Origin of the sequence: Cellulosimicrobium sp. NPDC055967 (assembly GCF_042269845.1) — a bacterium.
In the GTDB taxonomy this organism is placed as follows: domain Bacteria; phylum Actinomycetota; class Actinomycetes; order Actinomycetales; family Cellulomonadaceae; genus Cellulosimicrobium.
In genome coordinates, this window is the sequence record NZ_JBHJYJ010000024.1 from 12,565 (window position 1) to 30,312 (window position 17,748).

At 76.0% G+C, this 17,748-nt stretch carries 16 protein-coding genes and 1 rRNA gene; 1 reads left to right on the forward strand and 16 read right to left on the reverse strand.

The window, feature by feature from the left end:
• Window positions 1–29 precede the first annotated feature (29 nt).
• Window positions 30–995 carry a heme A synthase gene (locus ACFC2L_RS19530; RefSeq protein WP_375826007.1) on the forward strand — a complete coding sequence of 322 codons (966 nt, stop codon included), beginning with the start codon at window positions 30–32 and terminating at the stop codon, window positions 993–995.
• A gap of 73 nt (window positions 996–1,068) precedes the next feature.
• Here the strand turns inward: ACFC2L_RS19530 and ACFC2L_RS19535 are convergent, their stop codons facing one another.
• The 16 genes from ACFC2L_RS19535 to rrf form a co-directional block, all read right to left on the reverse strand.
• Entirely contained in the window at window positions 1,069–1,935 is an 867-nt protein-coding gene (locus ACFC2L_RS19535; RefSeq protein ID WP_375826008.1) for a patatin-like phospholipase family protein, read from the reverse strand.
• Window positions 1,896–2,390 carry a hypothetical protein gene (locus ACFC2L_RS19540; RefSeq protein WP_375826009.1) on the reverse strand — a complete coding sequence of 165 codons (495 nt, stop codon included), beginning with the start codon at window positions 2,388–2,390 and terminating at the stop codon, window positions 1,896–1,898. Before ACFC2L_RS19540 ends, ACFC2L_RS19535 begins: the two co-directional genes overlap by 40 nt.
• Before the next feature lie 11 nt (window positions 2,391–2,401).
• Window positions 2,402–3,235 (reverse strand): formylglycine-generating enzyme family protein, encoded by an 834-nt coding sequence (locus ACFC2L_RS19545; RefSeq protein ID WP_375826010.1) that lies wholly within the window; start codon window positions 3,233–3,235, stop codon window positions 2,402–2,404.
• 58 nt (window positions 3,236–3,293) lie between these two features.
• A complete protein-coding gene (locus tag ACFC2L_RS19550) occupies window positions 3,294–3,962 on the reverse strand; it encodes an NUDIX domain-containing protein (RefSeq protein WP_375826011.1) in 669 nt (222 codons plus the stop codon).
• On the reverse strand, window positions 3,963–5,636 hold the full coding sequence (locus ACFC2L_RS19555) for a CTP synthase (RefSeq protein ID WP_375826022.1): 1,674 nt from the start codon (window positions 5,634–5,636) through the stop codon (window positions 3,963–3,965).
• Window positions 5,637–5,772: 136 nt separating this feature from the next.
• Window positions 5,773–7,467 carry a murein biosynthesis integral membrane protein MurJ gene (gene murJ / locus ACFC2L_RS19560; RefSeq protein ID WP_375826012.1) on the reverse strand — a complete coding sequence of 565 codons (1,695 nt, stop codon included), beginning with the start codon at window positions 7,465–7,467 and terminating at the stop codon, window positions 5,773–5,775.
• On the reverse strand, window positions 7,464–8,303 hold the full coding sequence (locus tag ACFC2L_RS19565; RefSeq protein ID WP_375826013.1) for a hypothetical protein: 840 nt from the start codon (window positions 8,301–8,303) through the stop codon (window positions 7,464–7,466). The genes murJ and ACFC2L_RS19565 overlap by 4 nt, the downstream gene beginning before the upstream one ends.
• A gap of 1 nt (window position 8,304) precedes the next feature.
• Window positions 8,305–9,414: a copper transporter gene (locus tag ACFC2L_RS19570; protein ID WP_375826014.1), complete on the reverse strand. Its 1,110-nt coding sequence runs from the start codon at window positions 9,412–9,414 to the stop codon at window positions 8,305–8,307.
• 118 nt (window positions 9,415–9,532) lie between these two features.
• Window positions 9,533–10,720, reverse strand: a complete 1,188-nt coding sequence (gene steA / locus ACFC2L_RS19575) for a putative cytokinetic ring protein SteA (protein ID WP_375826015.1) — start codon at window positions 10,718–10,720, stop codon at window positions 9,533–9,535.
• Between the two features lie 6 nt (window positions 10,721–10,726).
• Window positions 10,727–12,475: a DNA repair protein RecN gene (gene recN, locus ACFC2L_RS19580; RefSeq protein ID WP_375826016.1), complete on the reverse strand. Its 1,749-nt coding sequence runs from the start codon at window positions 12,473–12,475 to the stop codon at window positions 10,727–10,729.
• A gap of 2 nt (window positions 12,476–12,477) precedes the next feature.
• Entirely contained in the window at window positions 12,478–13,461 is a 984-nt protein-coding gene (locus ACFC2L_RS19585) for an NAD kinase (RefSeq protein WP_375826017.1), read from the reverse strand.
• Window positions 13,458–14,429: a TlyA family RNA methyltransferase gene (locus ACFC2L_RS19590; RefSeq protein WP_375826018.1), complete on the reverse strand. Its 972-nt coding sequence runs from the start codon at window positions 14,427–14,429 to the stop codon at window positions 13,458–13,460. Before ACFC2L_RS19590 ends, ACFC2L_RS19585 begins: the two co-directional genes overlap by 4 nt.
• A gap of 2 nt (window positions 14,430–14,431) precedes the next feature.
• The gene (locus tag ACFC2L_RS19595; protein ID WP_375826019.1) at window positions 14,432–14,659 is read right to left on the reverse strand and encodes a hypothetical protein; all 228 of its coding nucleotides are present in this window, start codon (window positions 14,657–14,659) and stop codon (window positions 14,432–14,434) included.
• 144 nt (window positions 14,660–14,803) lie between these two features.
• Window positions 14,804–15,826 (reverse strand): HAD-IIA family hydrolase, encoded by a 1,023-nt coding sequence (locus ACFC2L_RS19600; RefSeq protein WP_375826020.1) that lies wholly within the window; start codon window positions 15,824–15,826, stop codon window positions 14,804–14,806.
• Complete coding sequence (locus tag ACFC2L_RS19605) at window positions 15,823–16,596, reverse strand: hypothetical protein (RefSeq protein ID WP_375826021.1); 774 nt, start codon at window positions 16,594–16,596, stop codon at window positions 15,823–15,825. The genes ACFC2L_RS19600 and ACFC2L_RS19605 overlap by 4 nt, the downstream gene beginning before the upstream one ends.
• An 849-nt stretch (window positions 16,597–17,445) precedes the next feature.
• A 5S ribosomal RNA gene (rrf, locus tag ACFC2L_RS19610) occupies window positions 17,446–17,562 on the reverse strand.
• Between the last annotated feature and the right edge of the window lie 186 nt (window positions 17,563–17,748).

Here is a 17,748-nt window from a genome sequence, read left to right on the forward strand (position 1 = left end):
CCGCCCGCGCGCCCCGATACCGTGGGTCCGTGAGCACCCCGCCCCCCGCGCTCGACCCCGCTCCCGCCGACAGCCCCGCAGGCGCCGCCACCGGTGACGGCTCCACCCGGCCCGACCGGCTCGCGCGCTGGCGCCGTTGGACCCGACCGGTGCTCGTCGCGAACCTCGTGGCGCAGATCGGCATCATCGTCACCGGCGGTGCCGTGCGGCTCACGGGCTCGGGGCTCGGGTGCTCGACCTGGCCGCAGTGCGAGCCCGGGCAGTTCGCGGCGAAGTTCCACCCCGAGACGACGTACCACCAGTTCGTCGAGTACGGGAACCGCACGCTCACCGGGGTTCTGAGCGTCATCGCGATCGCCGCGCTGGTGCTCGTGTGGACCGACCGGTCCCGCGCCCTGTCCTACCGGCTCCTCGGTGCCGTCCCCCTCCTCGGCGTCGCCGCGCAGGCCGTCATCGGCGGCGTGATCGTCCTGCTGCACCTGCACCCGGGCTGGGTGTCGCTGCACTTCGTCGTCTCGGCCGCGCTCGTCTCCGTCTCGCTGCTCCTCCTCCACCGGTCCGGGGAGGGCGACGGGCCACCCGCCCTGACGGTCGCGGCACGCTCGCGCGCGCTCGCCTGGACGCTGTACGGGCTGACGGCGCTGATCGTCGTCCTGGGCGTCGTCGTCACGGGGGCGGGCCCGCACAGCGGCGACGAGGAGGTCGGGTACCGCCTCGCGGTCGACCCGGCGCTCATGAGCAAGATCCACGCGTGGGCCGTGTGGGTGTTCGTCGCTGTCCTCGTCGCCTACCTCGTGAGCGTCCGTCGCGGCCCCCAGCAGGTGCGCCGCGCGGCCTGGATCCTGCTCACGATCACCCTGGCCCAGGGACTGATCGGGTACGTCCAGTACTTCACGGGCCTGCCTGCGCTCCTCGTCGGCCTGCACATGCTCGGCTCGGCGCTCCTCGTCGCCGGCTCGACGCGCGTCGTCCTGACGACCCGCACCCGCGCCTGAGCGGACGGTGGCCCGGGCCGGAGCGGCCCGGGCCACCGCTGCGTCAGCGCACGTCAGTGCCGGAACGCGCCGGTCAGCGCCAGAACGCGGCGACGTGCTCCGCGAGCGCGGTGCCCCGCTCGTACCCGGCCTCGGCCGCGGCCGGCCGGAGCGACAGGTCCATGGCCTGCGGGCCGAACAGGTGGTCGGCCGCGGGCCCCGGGACGATCACCTCGACCTCGCTCCCCCGTTCCCGCAGCTCGTCGACCTGGGCCGAGAGCTGGAGGCCCCAGTCCAGCGGCGCACGCGTCCTGCCACCGAACGGCGACAGCACCAGCACGCGCCGGTGCCCCGCCGCCAGGTCCGCGTTCTCGTTGCGGCGATATCCGCCGTCGATGTACTGCCCCTCCCCGACCCGGTAGGCGAACCCGCTCGCGCAGCTCGCCGCGACGGCGTCGACCAGGTCGACCCCGCCGCGCCGGTCGAAGACCACGGGCTCACCGGTCCGCGCGTCGACGGCGGTGAGGAGGACGGCCCTCTGGGGCCAGGACGGGTCCGGCAGGCGCGCGGCGACGGTGGCCCGCCACCGGGACTGCACCGCCTCGTCCGACGACGAGGGCAGGGCGAGCGCCGCCGCCCCGAGCCTGCGGCGCATGTCGGCCGCGTCCCGGGCACCGGCGACGACCGCAGCCGTCCGCGCCATCTGGTCCGCCGCCTGCCGCGTGCGGTCCCCGCCCGCGTGCGGGCCACCCGGCCTCGCCTGCGGGCGCGTGGGCGCGACGAGAGCGGCGGCGTACAGCTCCGCGGGCGTCGCTCCGGCGAGCTGCGCTGCCGTCGTCGACCCGGCCGACGTCCCGACGGTCAGGTCCGCCGTCGTGGACACGTCCAGCCCGGCGTCGGCCAGACCGGCGACGACGCCGATCAACCACGCGCTGCCGGTAGACCCGCCGCCCCCGAGCACGAGGGCGCGCTCGCCCGTCGTCGGGGCCGGGCCGGACGCCGCAGGTCGGCGACGGTCGCCGCGTCCCCCTCCGCGGGGCGCGCGACGCCGGGACGTGTCCTCGTCCGGGCGTCTGCGAGCGCGCGACGGGCGCGGTCAAGGTCGCTCGGCACGCCGAGGGCGTATCCGCCGGCCCGCGAGAGGACGGTCCCGGGCGCGGCGTCCCGCCGGAGCCGCGAGACGAGGCTCTGGAGCGCGGCGCGCGGGTCCTGCGGCGCGTCGGGTCCCCACAGGTCCTCGACGAGCGTCGCCGTGCCCAGCGTCCGGCCGCCCGCGAGCGCGAGCGCGACGACGAGCGCGGCCGCCCGCGACCCGCGCGGGACGACGGGCGCGCCGTCGGGCCCGGGGATCCGCACCGGCCCGAGGACGCGGACGCGCGCGTCCCCCGGTGGGGTCGGGGCGTCGGGTGCGGGCACGTCGTCAGACCCTAGTCGTCGGCACCGACGGTGGCGGCGTCCGCCTCGGCGGCGGGCGGGAACGCCAACGGCGTCCACCCGAGCGGCAGGAGGCCGGGGACCTGCGCCCGAGCGCGGTCCGCCGCGTCCGACCAGCCCTGGGCGGCAGGGACGCCCGGCTCGCCCACCGCACCCTGCGCGACCCGCAGCCCGACGTCCTCGATCCGCGCGTCGGGCGCGCTGCCACGACGCACCCCCGCGCGCACGCTCCAGGGCCGGTCCGCCCAGCCACCGCCGCGCAGGCTCCGGTACTCGCCGTAGCGCGCGGTGTCGGCGTAGTCCCAGCACCACTCCCAGACGTTGCCGAGCATGTCGTGGAGACCGAACGCGTTCGGGAGCCGCGTGGCGACGGGGCGTGGACCGTCGACGTCGTCGTCCGCGGTCCAGGCGACGTCGCCGATCGGGCCGTAGCGCGGGCCCGGCGTCCCGCCGCGGCAGGCGTGCTCCCACTCGGCCTCGGTCGCGAGCCGGTACCCCGCGGACCGCACGTCCCAGCGCACGTCCCGACCCTCGACCCGGTACGCGGGTTCCAGGCCCGCCACCCGGGACGCCGCGTTGCACCAGAGCACCGCCTCGAACCACGTCAGCCCGTGCACGGGCACGTCGTCGTCCGCCGACGGGCCGCCCCCGGGGCGCGGGCCGTGCGGGTCGGCGTCGAGGACGGCGCGGTGCTGACCGACCGTCACCGGGGTGCGCGCGACGCAGAACGGCTCCAGGACGACGGTGCGCGACTCCCGGGTGCGCGCGTCGACGAGGTCGAGCCGGCCCGCCGGGACGGGAACGAGGTCGAAGAGGGGAAGGTCCACGCCCCAGGACGCTACCGGAACCGGTGCACCGACCGGTGGCCCGGCACGGCCGGGCGCGTCAGCCGCCGCGGCGCTCCGGCCACGGCGCGTCGGCCGGGCGCAGCGACGCCCAGCCGTCCGCGCGCGACGCGGCCGCGGCGAGGATCCCGACGACGGCGGACGGGTTGTGCAGCTCGCCCGCGAGGACGCCGCGCAGCGCCTCGTCGAGCGGCACCCACCGCAGCTCCATGTCGAGCTCCTCGGCCTCGCGCTCGAACCGCTCGTCGTCCGGGACGGGCGACAGGTCTCGCGCGAGGAAGACGCGCAGCGCCTCGTTCGAGCCGCCCGGCGTCGTGAAATAGTCGACGAGGACGTCCCAGCGCGCGGCCTGCAGGTCGGACTCCTCGGCGAGCTCGCGGGCGGCGGCGAGCCGCGCGTCCTCGCCGACGACGTCGAGCAGGCCGGCGGGCACCTCCCACAGCTCGCGCCGCACGGGGTGGCGGTACTGCCGCAGCAGCAGGACGCGCTCCTGCTCGTCGAGGGCGACGATCGCGACCGCGCCGGGATGGTCGAGGTACTCGCGCGTGACGCGGCCCCCCTCCCCGAGGTCGACCACGTCGGACCGCAGGTCGAACACGCGACCCGCGTGCACGACCGTCGTCTCGACGACGGGGCGCGAGGCGAGGGCGTCGACGACGGGCGCGCCGCCCGGCACGTCGACCGGCACCGGGCCCGGCTCGGCGGCCACTCAGTCGGCCTGGTTCTCGAGCGCGGCGTTGACGAGGCCGGTGAACAGCGGGTGGGAGCGCGTCGGGCGCGACTTGAACTCCGGGTGCGCCTGCGTGCTCACGTAGTACGGGTGCACGTCCGCGGGGAGCTCGACGAACTCGACGAGCGACGAGTCCGGCGACGTCCCGCTGATCACGAGCCCCGCCTCCTCGAGCTGCTTGCGGTAGGAGTTGTTCACCTCGTAGCGGTGGCGGTGACGCTCCGAGACGCGCTCCGACCCGTACGTCTTGGCGACGACCGAGCCCGGTGCCAGCGCCGCCTCGTACGACCCGAGGCGCATCGTGCCGCCCAGGTCGCCGTCGCCGCCGACGATCGCGAGCTGCTCCTCCATCGTCGCGATGACGGGGTGGGACGTGCCCGGGTCGAACTCGGTCGACGACGCGTCGTCGATCCCGAGCACGTTGCGCGCGTACTCGATCACCATCGACTGCAGGCCGAGGCAGATGCCGAGCGTCGGGACCTTGTTCTCCCGCGCCCAGCGCAGCGCGCCGAGCTTGCCCTCGATGCCCCGCACGCCGAACCCGCCCGGCACGAGGACGGCGTCGACGCCGTGCAGCGCGTCGTCCGCGCCGGCCGGGGTCTGGCACTCGTCGGAGGCGACCCAGCGGATCGTGACCTTCGCGTCGTTCGCGAACCCGCCCGCGCGCAGCGCCTCGGTGACCGAGAGGTAGGCGTCCGGGAGGTCGATGTACTTGCCGACGAGCGCGACCTCGACCCGGTGGGCGGGCTGGTGCACGCGCTCGAGGAGCTGGCTCCAGCCGTCCCAGTCGACGTCGTGGAACGGCAGGCCGAGGCGGCGCACGACGTACGCGTCGAGGCCCTCGGAGTGCAGCACGCGCGGGATGTCGTAGATGCTCGGCGCGTCGACCGCGTTGACGACGGCCTCGTTGTCGACGTCGCACATGAGCGCGATCTTGCGCTTGACCGGCTCGGGGACCACGCGGTCGGCGCGCAGCACGATCGCGTCGGGCTGGATGCCGATCGAGCGCAGCGCGGCGACCGAGTGCTGCGTCGGCTTCGTCTTGAGCTCGCCCGACGGGCCGATGTACGGCACGAGCGACACGTGGAGGAAGAAGACGTCGTCGCGGCCGAGCTCGTGGCGCACCTGGCGCGCGGCCTCGAGGAACGGCTGCGACTCGATGTCGCCGACCGTGCCGCCGATCTCGGTGATGATGACGTCGACGTCCTCGCCCGCCTGGGCGCGCATGCGCGTCTTGATCTCGTCGGTGATGTGCGGGATGACCTGGACCGTGTCGCCGAGGTACTCGCCGCGCCGCTCGCGGGCGATGACCTGGGAGTACACCTGGCCGGTCGTGACGTTCGCGGAGGCCTCGAGGTCGACGTCGAGGAAGCGCTCGTAGTGGCCGATGTCGAGGTCCGTCTCGGCGCCGTCCTCGGTGACGAACACCTCGCCGTGCTGGAACGGGTTCATCGTCCCGGGATCGACGTTGAGGTACGGGTCGAGCTTCTGCATGGTGACGCGCAGACCGCGCGAGCGGAGCAGACGACCGAGGCTGGATGCCGTGAGGCCCTTGCCGAGCGAGGAGGCGACGCCGCCGGTGACGAAGACGTGCGCGGTGCGGTGCTCGGTGCGTGCGCCCGAGGCGTTGAGGCGGGAGGAGGGCCGGTTCAGGAGGTCTGCCACGGAACTCCATCCTAACAGCGTGCCCGACGACGGCACGCGGGCCGGGCAGTGCGACGCGCCACCTCCGCGGGTCCCGGCACGCGCCGTCGCGCCGCGAGTCCCTCCCCGGCCGACCGGCGAGCGCCTACGCCGTCGGGTCGTCCTCGGACGAGGCGGCCGTCCCACCAGGAGCGACGTCCCCGGCCGCGCCCTCGGGGGGCGTGCCGCCCGCCCGGCCGCGCCGCAGGACGCCGAGCAGGGCGGCGCGATCGCCCACGAGCGACACCGCGACGACGACCGCACCCGCGACGACCGCGGCGAGCACCCCGACCCCGACGGCGGGCAGCCAGCCCGCGTCGTCGGGCAGCAGCGCGCCCGAGACCGCCGAGCCCGCCAGCGCGCCGAGGGCCACGCCCACGGCGACGACCAGGAGGGCCCGCGGGACCCCGCGCGTCGCCCCGGGCCCCGCGTGCCGGCGCGTCGCGAGGAGCAGGCCGGCGCCCGCGACCGACATCCCGACCGCCGTCGCCAGGCCGAGCTGGAGCAGCACCCCCGCCTGGTCCCGGACACCGGTCGCCGCGGGCAGGACGTACGCGGTCGCCGCGACCACGAGCCACCCCGCGGCGGTGACCACGACGGCGACGCGCTGGCGGTCGATCGTGTACAGCGCGCGCGACAGGTGCAGGATCAGCGAGAAGCCGACGATGCCGACGGCCATGCCGGCGACCGCGCCCCCGAGGCCCGCGACCGAGCCCTTGGCGATGTGGGCGAACACCGCCTCGACGGCCGCGGACGCCGCGATCAGGGCCGCGGCGCCCAGGCCGGCCACGACGAGCAGCGTGCGCGTCGTGGTCGCGAGGAGGCGCCGGTAGGCCTCGTGGCGCGCGTGGGCGACGTGCTCGGCGAGCCGCGGGAACGCGCTCGTCGCGAGCGGGAACGCCAGCACGGCGTACGGCAGGAGGTACACCTGCTGGGCGAACCAGTACGTCGGGAAGGTCTGTTCCGGCCCGTACCGGTAGGCGGCGCCCATGATGGCCAGCACGGAGAGCTGCTGCGCGACCAGCGCCCCGATGCCCGCGAACGCCAGGTTGCGCGCACGGACGGCCTCGCCGCCCGGGAACCGCAGCGTGGGCCGCAGCCGCACGCCCAGCCGGTGCACGGGAAGGACGAGCGGCAGCGCGAGGACCGCGACGCCCGCCGTCGTGCCCCATCCGAGCCAGGCGATGGCGTCCCCCGACAGCGCGGCGACGTCCGCCTGGTCGCCGTCCGCGAGCCGGTAGAACACGAGGAAGACCACGATGACCGCGAGGCTCGACAGGAGCGGCGAGAACGCCTGCCAGAAGAAGCGCTTGTGCGCCTGCAGGATGCTGCCGAGCACCACCGCGAGCCCGTAGAGCGGGACCTGGAGCGCGAAGACTCGCACGAACGTCGCGGTGACGTCGACGAGCTCCGGGTGCTCGCTCATGAGGAGCCCGGCGATCGGCTGCGCGAGGAGGGCGAGCAGGCCCCCGAGCGGGACCAGCACGACGAGCGTCCACCCGAGCAGGGCCGACGCGATGCGCGAGACCTCGGTGCCCGACCGGCGGACGATCGGCCCGGCGAGGAGCGGCACGACCGCGCCCGCGAGCGCACCCCCGGCCGCGACCTCGAAGAGGACGTTCGGCAGGAGGTTCGCCGCCGTGTACGCCGAGCCGACGCCCTCGGTGCCGACCGCGGCGGACTGCACGAGCGACCGTGCGAACCCGACGAGCCGGCTCGCGATCGTCACGAGCGTGATCATCGCGGCGGCGCCCGCCAGGGTGCCCGTGGCGGCGCGCAGCCGCCCCGCCCGCGCGCTCACGCCGGGCGCCGGCCCCACGTGTCCACGCGCCGCAGCACGTCGTTGCCCTCGATGACCGTCGAGAAGCTCACCTTCTCGCTCGCGAGGGTCAGACCGACCACGCCCGCGAGCGCGAGCCAGCGCACCGAGCGGGGCGTCGCGAACGCGACCTGCGAGCCGAGCGCGGCGCCGAGCGCGTTCGCGCCGCAGTCGCCGAGCATGTCGCGCTCGCCCAGGTCGCCCGGCGCCGCGGCGGCGGCGGCCCCGAGGACCGCGGCCGTCGTCGGGGCCGCGGAGGTGCCGAGGTACGGCAGCGACGCCACCCCGGCGGCCTTGAGCGCGCGGCCCGGGCGCAGGTCCAGGAGGTTGAGCAGGTTGGCCGTACCCGCCATGAGCGCGCCGTTCACGCCGACGTCGACGAGGTGGCCGAACGCCCCGCCCGTGCGCCGGGTCCCGATCGCCGCCGCGACGAGCGAGACGCCGCTGATCCCGAGGACCTTCAGCGCGCCCGTCGTCACGCGGCCCTCGGCGAGCGCGCCGAGGTGGCCGCGCAGGCCCTTCGTCCGGGTGGACGTGTCCTCCGCGAGATCGTCGACGAGGCCGAACGCGCCCGCGCTCGCCGTCGCGAGGGCGACCGCGCCGCGCGTGCGGGCGTCGCCCCACGCCGCGAGCGTCCCGGCGACGAGGCCGGCGGCGACCGCCGGGCCCTCGAGCAGGCTGATCGGCTCGCCCCGGTGGTTGGTGCGCGTCCAGCGCTCCGTGCCGCCCGGCGGGCGCGACCCGGCCGCACGGCGCGCCGTCGCCGTCACGACGGCGGCGACCCCGGCCGCGGCGAGGGTGCGCAGCGCGCGCGCCACGTCAGCCCTCCCCCGCGCCGGCGGTAGCCTGCTCGACGTCCGCGGCACCGCCGTCCTCCGTGCTGCCGGAGACGCCGCCCGGGTTGTCGCCCGCCGCGGCGTCCTGAGCGCCCGCGTCGGACGACGTCGTGCGCGTCACCGGCAGGAGCTCGACGGCGGGCGGGACGACCGCGGTCGCGCTTTCCTCGAACCCGAACTGCCCGACCTGGTCCGCGACGCGCGCGGCGAGGGCGAGCGGGACGTTGATCCGGCCCGGCTCCGCCTCGATGCCGCTGACCGTGGAGAGCGCCGCGGCGAGGTCGTCGTTCGCGCGGATGGTCGAGACGACGTCGCCGCTCACCGCCGTCGGGCCGGCGACGAGGGCCGCCTCGGCGACCTCCTGGGCGGCGACGGCCACCTGCACCTCGATGTCGACGACGTACGTGTCCGGCGCGGGCGCCTCCTCGCCCTCCCCCGTGGGGGCGGCCTGCTGGGGTGCCGGGCCGCTCAGCAGCAGGACGACGTCCGCCGGGAGGGTCTGCTCGGACACCACGTCCACGAGCGCGAAGCGCTCCAGGAGCGCCTCGAGCTCGATGGCCTCGGGGCTGCGCTCCTCGGAGCTGGTCGGCGTGGAGCCGGTGAGCGCGAGCGCGAGCGCGCGGGCGAGCCGCTGCTCCGGGGTGGCGTCCTGCGGGACCTCGCCCAGCTTCTCCCCGAGGCCCTCGGCCACGGTCTGGCGCGCGCTCTCCTCGTCCTGGTCCGTCCACGAGTCCGTCAGGCGGACGTGGCCGACCACCGAGGCCCCCGCCGTCTCGAGCTGCTCCGCGATCGCGTCGTCGCGCTCGTTGTCCGCCCCGTCCAGGTCGACGACGGCGACGCGACGGTCCTGGAGCGAACCGGCCACGAGCTGCGGCCCCGCCGCCTCGATGTACCGCGAGTCGTTGCCGAGCGTCACGTTCGCCTCGTCGAGCTGGTCGCGCAGCTCGTTGCGCTCGGTGCGCAGCTGCTCCACCTGCCCGGTGAGCTGGTCGCCGATGGCCCCCTGGAGCGGCCCCGCGCCGAGGATGATCCCCACGGCGAGCGCCAGGAAGACCGAGATCAACGAGACGATGTGGTACCTGAAGTCGATCACTGTGCGGTGGTGTCCTTCGGTTCGAGCTGCTGCGTGCTGGCAAGGTCAGGGTGCGCGGGAGCGCGGGTCGAGCGCGGTCGGGAGCGACGCGCGCGGGCCGACGACGGCCCGGTCGGGCTCAGCCGCCGCCCGTGAAGAGCGACCCGATCCACGACCAGAGGTCGTCGAACCGGGCGCCCACGATCCCGAAGAACGTCTGGCCCGCCGCCGTCGACCACAGTGCCGCGACGACGGCGAGGAGCCCCGCGATCGACAGGAGCCAGAGCTGGAGGTTGGAGATCCGGTGCCGGTACAGGCGCGAGACGCCCTTCGCGTCGACGAGCTTGCCGCCGACGCGCAGCCGGGTGAGGAACGTGCTGGCCATGCCCGCGCGGCCCTTGTCGAGGAACTCGACCAGGGTCGCGTGCGTCCCGACGGCGACGATGACCTCGGCGCCCTTGTCGTCGGCGAGGAGCATCGCGATGTCCTCGCTCGTGCCCGTCGCCGGGAACACGACCGGCTCGACGCCGAGTTCCTGGACGCGCTCCAGACCCGGCGCCTTGCCGTCGCGGTACGCGTGCACCACGACCTCGGCGCCGCTGCTCAGAGCGCGGTCGGACACCGAGTCCATGTCGCCGACGATCATGTCCGGCTTCCAGCCCGCGTCGAGGATCGCGTCCGCGCCGCCGTCCACGCCGATGAGGACGGGCCGGTACTCCGTGATGTAGGGGCGCAGCGTCGCGAGGTCCTCGCGGTAGTGGTAGCCGCGCACCACGATGAGCACCTGCCGCCCGTCGATCGGGGTGCGGATGTCCGGGACGCCGACGCCGTCGAGCAGCAGGTCCCGCTCGCGCCGCAGGTAGTTCATCGTGTTCTCGGCGAACGACTCGATCTCGACCGAGAGGTTGGCGCGCGCCTCCTCGAGGCTGCGCGCGACCGTCTCCTCGCTCTGCAGGACGCCCTCGGCCACCAGGTCGTCGCCGAGGTAGACCTTGCCGCCGTCGAGCCGCAGCTCACGACCCTCCGGGACGGCCATGATCGCCGGGCCCAGGTCGTCGACGAGCACGATCCCCGCCTCGACGAGGACGTCGGGCCCCAGGTTCGGGTAGCGTCCCGAGACCGACTTGGCGGCGTTGAGGACGGCGGACGGCTTGGCCGCGACGAGGGCGTCGGCGGCGACGCGGTCGATGTCGACGTGGTCGATCACCGCGACGTCGCCCGGCTGGAGCCGCTTCGTGAGCGCCTTGGTGCGCGCGTCGACCTTGGCCGGGCCGAGCGTGCCGGACCCGGCCTCCGGCAGGGAGGCTTTGCGCAGAGTGAGTCTCATCGTGCCCTATCGTCCCACGACCGAGGACTCCAGAAGCTCCACCGCGTGGCGGCGGGCCGCGTCCGAGTCCTCCTGCCCGGAGAGCATCCGCGCGAGCTCGCGGACGCGCTCGTCTCCCGTGACCTCGCGCACACCGGTGACCGTGACGCCCGCGGCCGGGTCACCGTCGCCCGTGCCCGACGGCGTGTCCGACGACTTCGTCACCACGAGCTGGACGTCCGCGAACGCCGCGACCTGGGCGAGGTGCGTCACGACGACCACCTGCGCGCGCGTCGCGAGGGACGCGAGCCGGCGCCCGACCTCGACCGCCGCCTTGCCCCCGACGCCCGCGTCGACCTCGTCGAAGACGAACGTCGGCAGCACCTGCCCGGTGCCGTCGACCGCCGCCGTCGCGAGCGCCACCTCGATCGCGAGCATCACGCGGGAGAGCTCGCCGCCCGACGCACCCTTGCCGAGCGGTCGGGCCGGCGCCCCGGCGTGGGCGACGAGCGAGAAGGTCACCACGTCGACGCCCCACGGGCCGGGCTCCTCGGCCCGAGCGACGTCGACCACGAGACTCGCGCCGCCCATGGCCAGCCCGCGCAGCTCGTCGGTCACGGCGGTCGCGAGCTCGGCCGCGGCGCGCTCGCGCGAGGCGGTGATCGCGGTCCCGAGGCGCTCCAGCTCCGCGTCGAGCTCGTCACGGCGCGCGGTCGCGGCGTGGAGCCGCTCGCCGCCGTCGTCCAGGTCCAGGAGCCGCAGCCCGGCGTCGCTCGCCCAGGCGAGCACGTCGTCCACCGTCTCGCCGTAGCTGCGGGTCAGCGTGCCGAGCTCGGCGAGGCGCGCGTGCGCGGTCTCGAGGCCCGCGGGGTCGGCTGCGAGGTCCTCGACGTAGCCCGAGATCTCCGTCGCGACGTCGGCGAGCACGTAGCCCACCTCCGCGAGCCGCTCGGCGAGCCGGGCGAGCACGGGGTCCGTGTCCGCCACCGCCTCGAGCGCGCGTCGCGCCCGGTCGACCGACACGACCGCGTTCTCCTGCGGCTCCACGGCCTCGTCGCCGGCCACGGCCTCGTGCGCGAGCTGCGCCGCGACCCGCAGCTCCTCGACGTTGCCCAGGCGCGCGACGAGCGCCGTGAGCTCGACGTCCTCGCCCGGCTGGGGGGCCACCCGCTCGACCTCCGCGAGGCCGAGGCGCAGCAGCTCGGCCTCCCGGGCGCGCTCGCCCGCGCGCGTCTCGATGTCCTCGATCTCCGCCTGCAGCGCCGACCGCTCGGTCCACGCGTCGCGGTACGCGGTCAGCAGCTCGGCGTGCGGTGGACCGGCGAACGCGTCCAGCGCGCTGCGCTGCCGGCTCGCGGTCCGCAGCCGGAGCTGGTCGGACTGGCCGTGGACCGTCACGAGGTCGTCGGCGATCTCCGCGAGCACGCCCTGCGGGACGCTGCGGCCACCGAGGTGCGCGCGCGACCGCCCCTCCGCCGCGACGGTGCGCAGGATGACGACCGTGCCGTCGTCGTCCACCTGGCCACCCGCGTCGTCGACCCGCTGCGCGACCGCCGGACGGTCCGTGACGCGCACGCGCCCCTCGACCACGGCGCTCGCCGCGCCCGGGCGCACCGTCGCCGGGTCCGCCTTGCCGCCCATGAGCAGGCCGAGCCCGGTGAGCACCATGGTCTTGCCCGCGCCCGTCTCGCCCGTGATCACGGTCAGGCCCGCCCCGACCGGGACGCGGGCCGACCGGATGACGCCGAGGTTCTCGATCGCGATCTCCTCGAGCACGCTCACTCCTCCTCGTCCGTGACGACCGGCTCCCCCGGTTCCCTGCCCGCGGCCGCGGCCGCGCGCTCCGCCGTCGTCCCCGCCGTCGCGGCGACGCTCGCCGCCCGCTCGCGCCACCCGACGACGGGGAGCGAGAACTTGGACACCAGCCGGTCCGTGAACGGCGCCGTGCTGAGGCGCGCGAGGCGCAGGGGCGTGTCCGAGCGCCGCACCTCGACCCGCGAGCCGTTGGGCAGGTCGATGCGCCGGCGGCCGTCGCACGTGAGCACGCCCGACGACGCCGAGTCCGGCAGCACGTCGACCGTGATCGTCGAGCGCGGGCCGACCACGAGCGGTCGCGCGAAGAGCGCGTGGGCCGCGAGCGGCACGACGAGCACCGCGTCCACGTCCGGCCACATCACCGGCCCGCCCGCGGAGAACGCGTGCGCCGTCGAGCCGGTCGCGGTCGCCGTCACGACGCCGTCGCACCCGAACGACGACAACGGGCGACCGTCGACGCCGAGGACGACCTCGATCATGCGCTCGCGCTGCGCCTTCTCGACCGTCGCCTCGTTGAGCGCCCACCCCACGAGCGGCTCCGGCTCGCCCGGGAGGAAGGCGCGGACCTCGACGATCGTGCGCTCCTCGACCGTGTAGTCGTACGCCGCCAGCCGCCCCACGGCGGCGCGCAGGTCCTCGCGCTCGCTCTCGGCGAGGAACCCCACGTGCCCGAGGTTGACGCCGAGCAGCGGCACCCCGGTCCCGTGCGTGAGCTCGGCGGCGCGCAGGATCGTGCCGTCGCCGCCGAGGACCATGACGACCTCGGACTCCGCGACGCCCTCGCGCGCCCGCGTGCGCGCCATGTGGTCGCCGAACTTCTCCGCGAGGTCGTCGTCGTGCAGCGTCACGGTGAACCCGGCGCGCTCGAGCTCGGTCACCGCCTCGTGCAGCGCGACGACCGCCTCGGGGCGGCCGCCGTGGGTCACGATCAGCACGCGTCGCGTCACGGTGCTCCTCCTGTCAGGGGTCGGTCGGGCGTCGTAGCGTCGGGCGTCGGACCCGGTCCGGCCGCCCGGGCGACGAGGACGACGGGCGGCAGGCCGCCGTCGGGCGCGGGCCGCCACGCCACCGCCGCGGCAGCGGCGTCCTCCAGCGCGGAGTCCTCGAGCGCGGCGTCGTCGGCGCGGCCGGGGTCGCCGGCCCGCAGCCACCAGAAGTACTCGCGGTTGCCGCTCGGCCCGGGCAGCGGGCTCGGCACGACGGCGAGCGGGCGCAGCCCGACGACCGCCGCGTGCCCCGCGACCGCGGCGACGACCTCGGCGTGGAGCGCGGGGTCGCGCACGACGCCGCCGCTCCCGAGGCGTTCCCGGCCGACCTCGAACTGCGGCTTCACGAGCAGAAGCAGGTCGGAGCCCGGGCCCACCACCCCCGCGACGGCGGGCAGCACCATCGCGAGCGAGATGAACGACAGGTCGCCGACGACGAGGTCGGGCACGGCCCCGACGTGCTCGGGAACCAGGTCGCGCACGTTGAGCCCCTCGTGCACCCGGACCCGAGGGTCGGCGCGCAGGGCCGGCACGAGCTGGTCGTGCCCGACGTCCACCGCCACGACCTCGCGCGCGCCCCGGCGCAGCAGGACGTCGGTGAAGCCCCCGGTCGACGCCCCCAGGTCGAGGCACCGCGCGCCGTCGACGGCGGGCGGCCGCGGCGGCGCGCCCGCGGGATCGAGCGCGTCCAGGGCGTCGAGCACCCCGGCGAGCTTGAACGCGGCGCGCGAGGCGTAGCCGGGGTCCGCCGGGTCGGGCGTCACCGCGAGCAGGTCGTCCGGCCCGACGGCGGTCGACGGCTTGGTCACGACCGTCCCGCCGCGCGTCACCCGGCCCGCGGCCACGAGCTCGGCGGCCTGGCGGCGCGACCGCGCGAGCCCGCGCCGGACGAGCTCGCCGTCGAGGCGGGCACCGGTGCGCTCGGCCACGCTCAGTCCTCCGTGCGGGCGAGCTCGGCGACCAGCGCGTCGTGCACGGCCTCCAGCACCCCCACGTGGTCGGCGGTGGTGAGCCCCTCCAGCCCGTCGAGCCGTCCGAGCGCGGTGTCGAGCGGACTGACGACCGACGACGGCTCCTCACCGTCTCGGCCGGCCGCCGGGCTCGCCGGTCGTCCGCCGGGAGGCGGTCCGGGAACCGGACGCAGCGGACCGTCCGTCATGTCCTGCCTCCTGTCTGCTGGGCTGCGCGAACGTCGCCCGGGCGATGTCCGGGCATCCCAGACCACGCTACCGGTTGCGTCCCACGGACGGGCACGACCATCTGCCTGCGCAGGGCGGCGCGTCGCGCCGCTCGCCCGTCGGGCTCAGTGCGTCCCGACGGGCAGCTCGGGGACCGTCGCCGGGTCCACGGGGAGCCCCGCGTCGGCCGACGCCCACGCCGCGGCGGCCGCCGCCCGGACGGTGTCCACCGTCGCGGTGCCCCGCACGTCCAGGCGCAGCGCGCCGTCGTCGACCCGCGCCGCGCTGTCGCCGCACGACCACCAGCCGGCCTCGGTGCGCACGGGCACCGGGTGCGGCTCGAGGAGGCTGCGCAGGTCCGCGCCCACGTAGTGCGGGCGCAGGTGCGGCTCCGCCAGGATCGCGTCCCGCGCCGTGCTCACCCCGGTCAGGACGTGCAGACCGGGATAGCCGCCCGCGCGGGCGCCGGCGAGGTCCGTGTCGAGCCGGTCCCCGACGACGAGCGGCGCCTCGGAGCCCGCGCGCTCGATCGCGAGCCGGTACATGGTCGGCGACGGCTTGCCCGCGCTGTCGGGCTCCACGCCCGTCGCGGCGCGCACGGCACCGACCAGCGACCCGTTGCCCGGCGCGAACCCGCGCGCGGTCGGCAGCGACAGGTCGAGGTTGCTCGCGACGTGCCACGCGCCCCGCTGGACGGCGTACGCCGCCTCGGCGAGCTGTGCCCAGCCGAGCTCCGGCGCGAAGCCCTGCGCCACGGCGTCGGGATCGTCGTCCGCGCTCTCCACGAGCACGAACCCGGCGTCGTGGACCGCCGTCACCAGACCCGCCCCACCGACCACGAGGACGCGCGCGCCCGGCTCGAGCCGGGTCCGCAGCAGCGCGGCGGCCGCCTGCGCGGCAGTCATGACCTCGTCCGCCGAGGTGGGGATGTCGAGGCCCGTGAGCTGCTCGGCCACCGAACCGGGCTCGCGCGACGCGTTGTTCGTGACGAACACGAGACGCATGCCACGGGCGCGCGCCGTCGTCAGACCCTCCGACGCGTGCTCGATCGGCTCGTGCCCGCGGTACGCGACGCCGTCGAGGTCGACGAGCGCGAGGTCGTACCGGTCGGCGAGCGCGACGTCGCTCCCGAGCAGCCCGGCGCTCACCGGTCGGCCCCGTCCGACGGCGCGGCACCCTCCGTCGTGTCCGGAGCCTCGTCCGGCGTGTCGCCCTGCGGGCCCTCGGGCGCGCCCTCGTCGGACTGCTCGACCGCACCGTCGGTGCTCGTCGGTCGCGACGCGCCGGAAGCCTCGTCCTCGGACTGCTCGGGCTCCTCGATCTCGTCCGTCAGGTCGTAGACCACGACGTCGTCGTCCTCCTCGCCCAGCGCCGCAGCAAGCAGGCTCGCGTCGATGCCCGCGAGGATCTGCGCGGCCTCCTCGGTCCGGCCGGCGACCTCGAGAACCGACGCCCGCGCCTGCAGGACGCGCGCGCCCAGCTCGCCGCGCGCCCCGACCGCGGGCACCTGCTCGAGCGCCGCGAGGGCGGCGTCGAGCTCGCCGAGGTCGACGCGCGCGCCGCTCACGACGATCGCGAGCTCCGTGCGCCCGACGTCGTCGAGGGTCGCGGCCTCCTCCGACGCCGCGAGGGCGAGCGCGCGCTCCGGCCGTCCGAGCCCTCGCTCGCAGTCGGCCATGATCGGCAGGTGCTCCGACGACCCGTTGAGGCGTCGCACGGTGCGCAGCTCGCGGAGCGCCTCGGCGTACCGGCCGGTCGCGTAGGCCGTCAGACCCGCCGCCTCGCGCGCGACGTCGACGCGGCCCGCACGCCGCACCGCGGCCTGCGCGTGCTCGTAGGCGAGCTCCGGGTCGGAGTCGATGAGCCGCCCGGCCATGACCAGGTGACGTCCGACGACCTCCGCGGTCTCCTTGCTCAACGTCCGTAGGCGACCGCGCGCCGCGCGGTCGAGCTGCGAGATCTGCACCTCGTCGGGGATCTCCGGCCCCGCGGGGTGACGCGGCTCGGGACGGCGGTCGAAGCCCTCACGATCCCGGCCGGCCCCGGCACGGGGTGCGTGCCCGCGGCGGTCGCCACCTCGGCGGTCGTCACGCGCGCCTGCACCGTCGCGACGACGCTCGGACGAGTCCCGGTCGTACCGCCCCCGGTCCCCCTCACCCGCACGAGCGGGTCGCTGGTACCCGTCGCCGCGCGCACCGGACGTGCCGCGCCCGTCACGAGCGGGCGAACGGTCGTCGCGGCGCCCGGGACGGTCGCCGGCCCGACGGTCGCGGTCCGTGCCCCCGTACCCCCGGTCGGGTCGGCCCCCCTCCGCGCGGCCGCGCGTGCCGTCGGGCTTCCCTCGGTAGCCGCCGTCCTGCCGTCCGCGCGAGTCACCCGACCCGCGACGGGCGTCGTCGCCACCGCCACGACGACGGTCGCGGCCGCCGGGGGCAGCGCCGCCGCCGGGTCGTCCGGGCCCCGCCCCGCGCGCGTCACGGGAGGAACCCTGTCGCCCGTCACGGTCGCGTCGACCACCACGGTCGTCGCCCGACGACGGGCGCTCCGACTCGGGATCGTGGGAGGTGTCGTTCACGGGGTTACCTCTCGTTCTGGAGTTTGCGCAGGCCATCTTCCCACGTCGGCCCCGCCGTGACACGTGACGGAGGGGCCCGGGGAGTCCTGCGGCGCGACGTCGGCGCGGGCCCGCCCGGACGGGGTGGCCAGCGCGAGGGTCCGGAAATGCCGAAGGCCCACCCCGTGTGGGGTGGGCCTTCGGTGAAGGGTTGTCCGGCGGCGTCCTACTCTCCCACCCCGTCTCCAGGGCAGTACCATCGGCGCTGAAGGGCTTAGCTTCCGGGTTCGGTATGGGACCGGGCGTTTCCCCTTCGCTGTGACCGCCGTAACTCTATGGAACCTTTGTCAACACTGGGCACCCCGTGGTGGGGTGTGGTGTTGGTGGTTCGGGAACCGCACAGTGGACGCGTAGCACAAGAGTGTTGGTGTTGAAGTTGTCGGCTGATTAGTACCGGTCAGCTGCACGGGTCTTTCGTCCCCGCTTCCACGTCCGGCCTATCGACCCAGTGTTCTG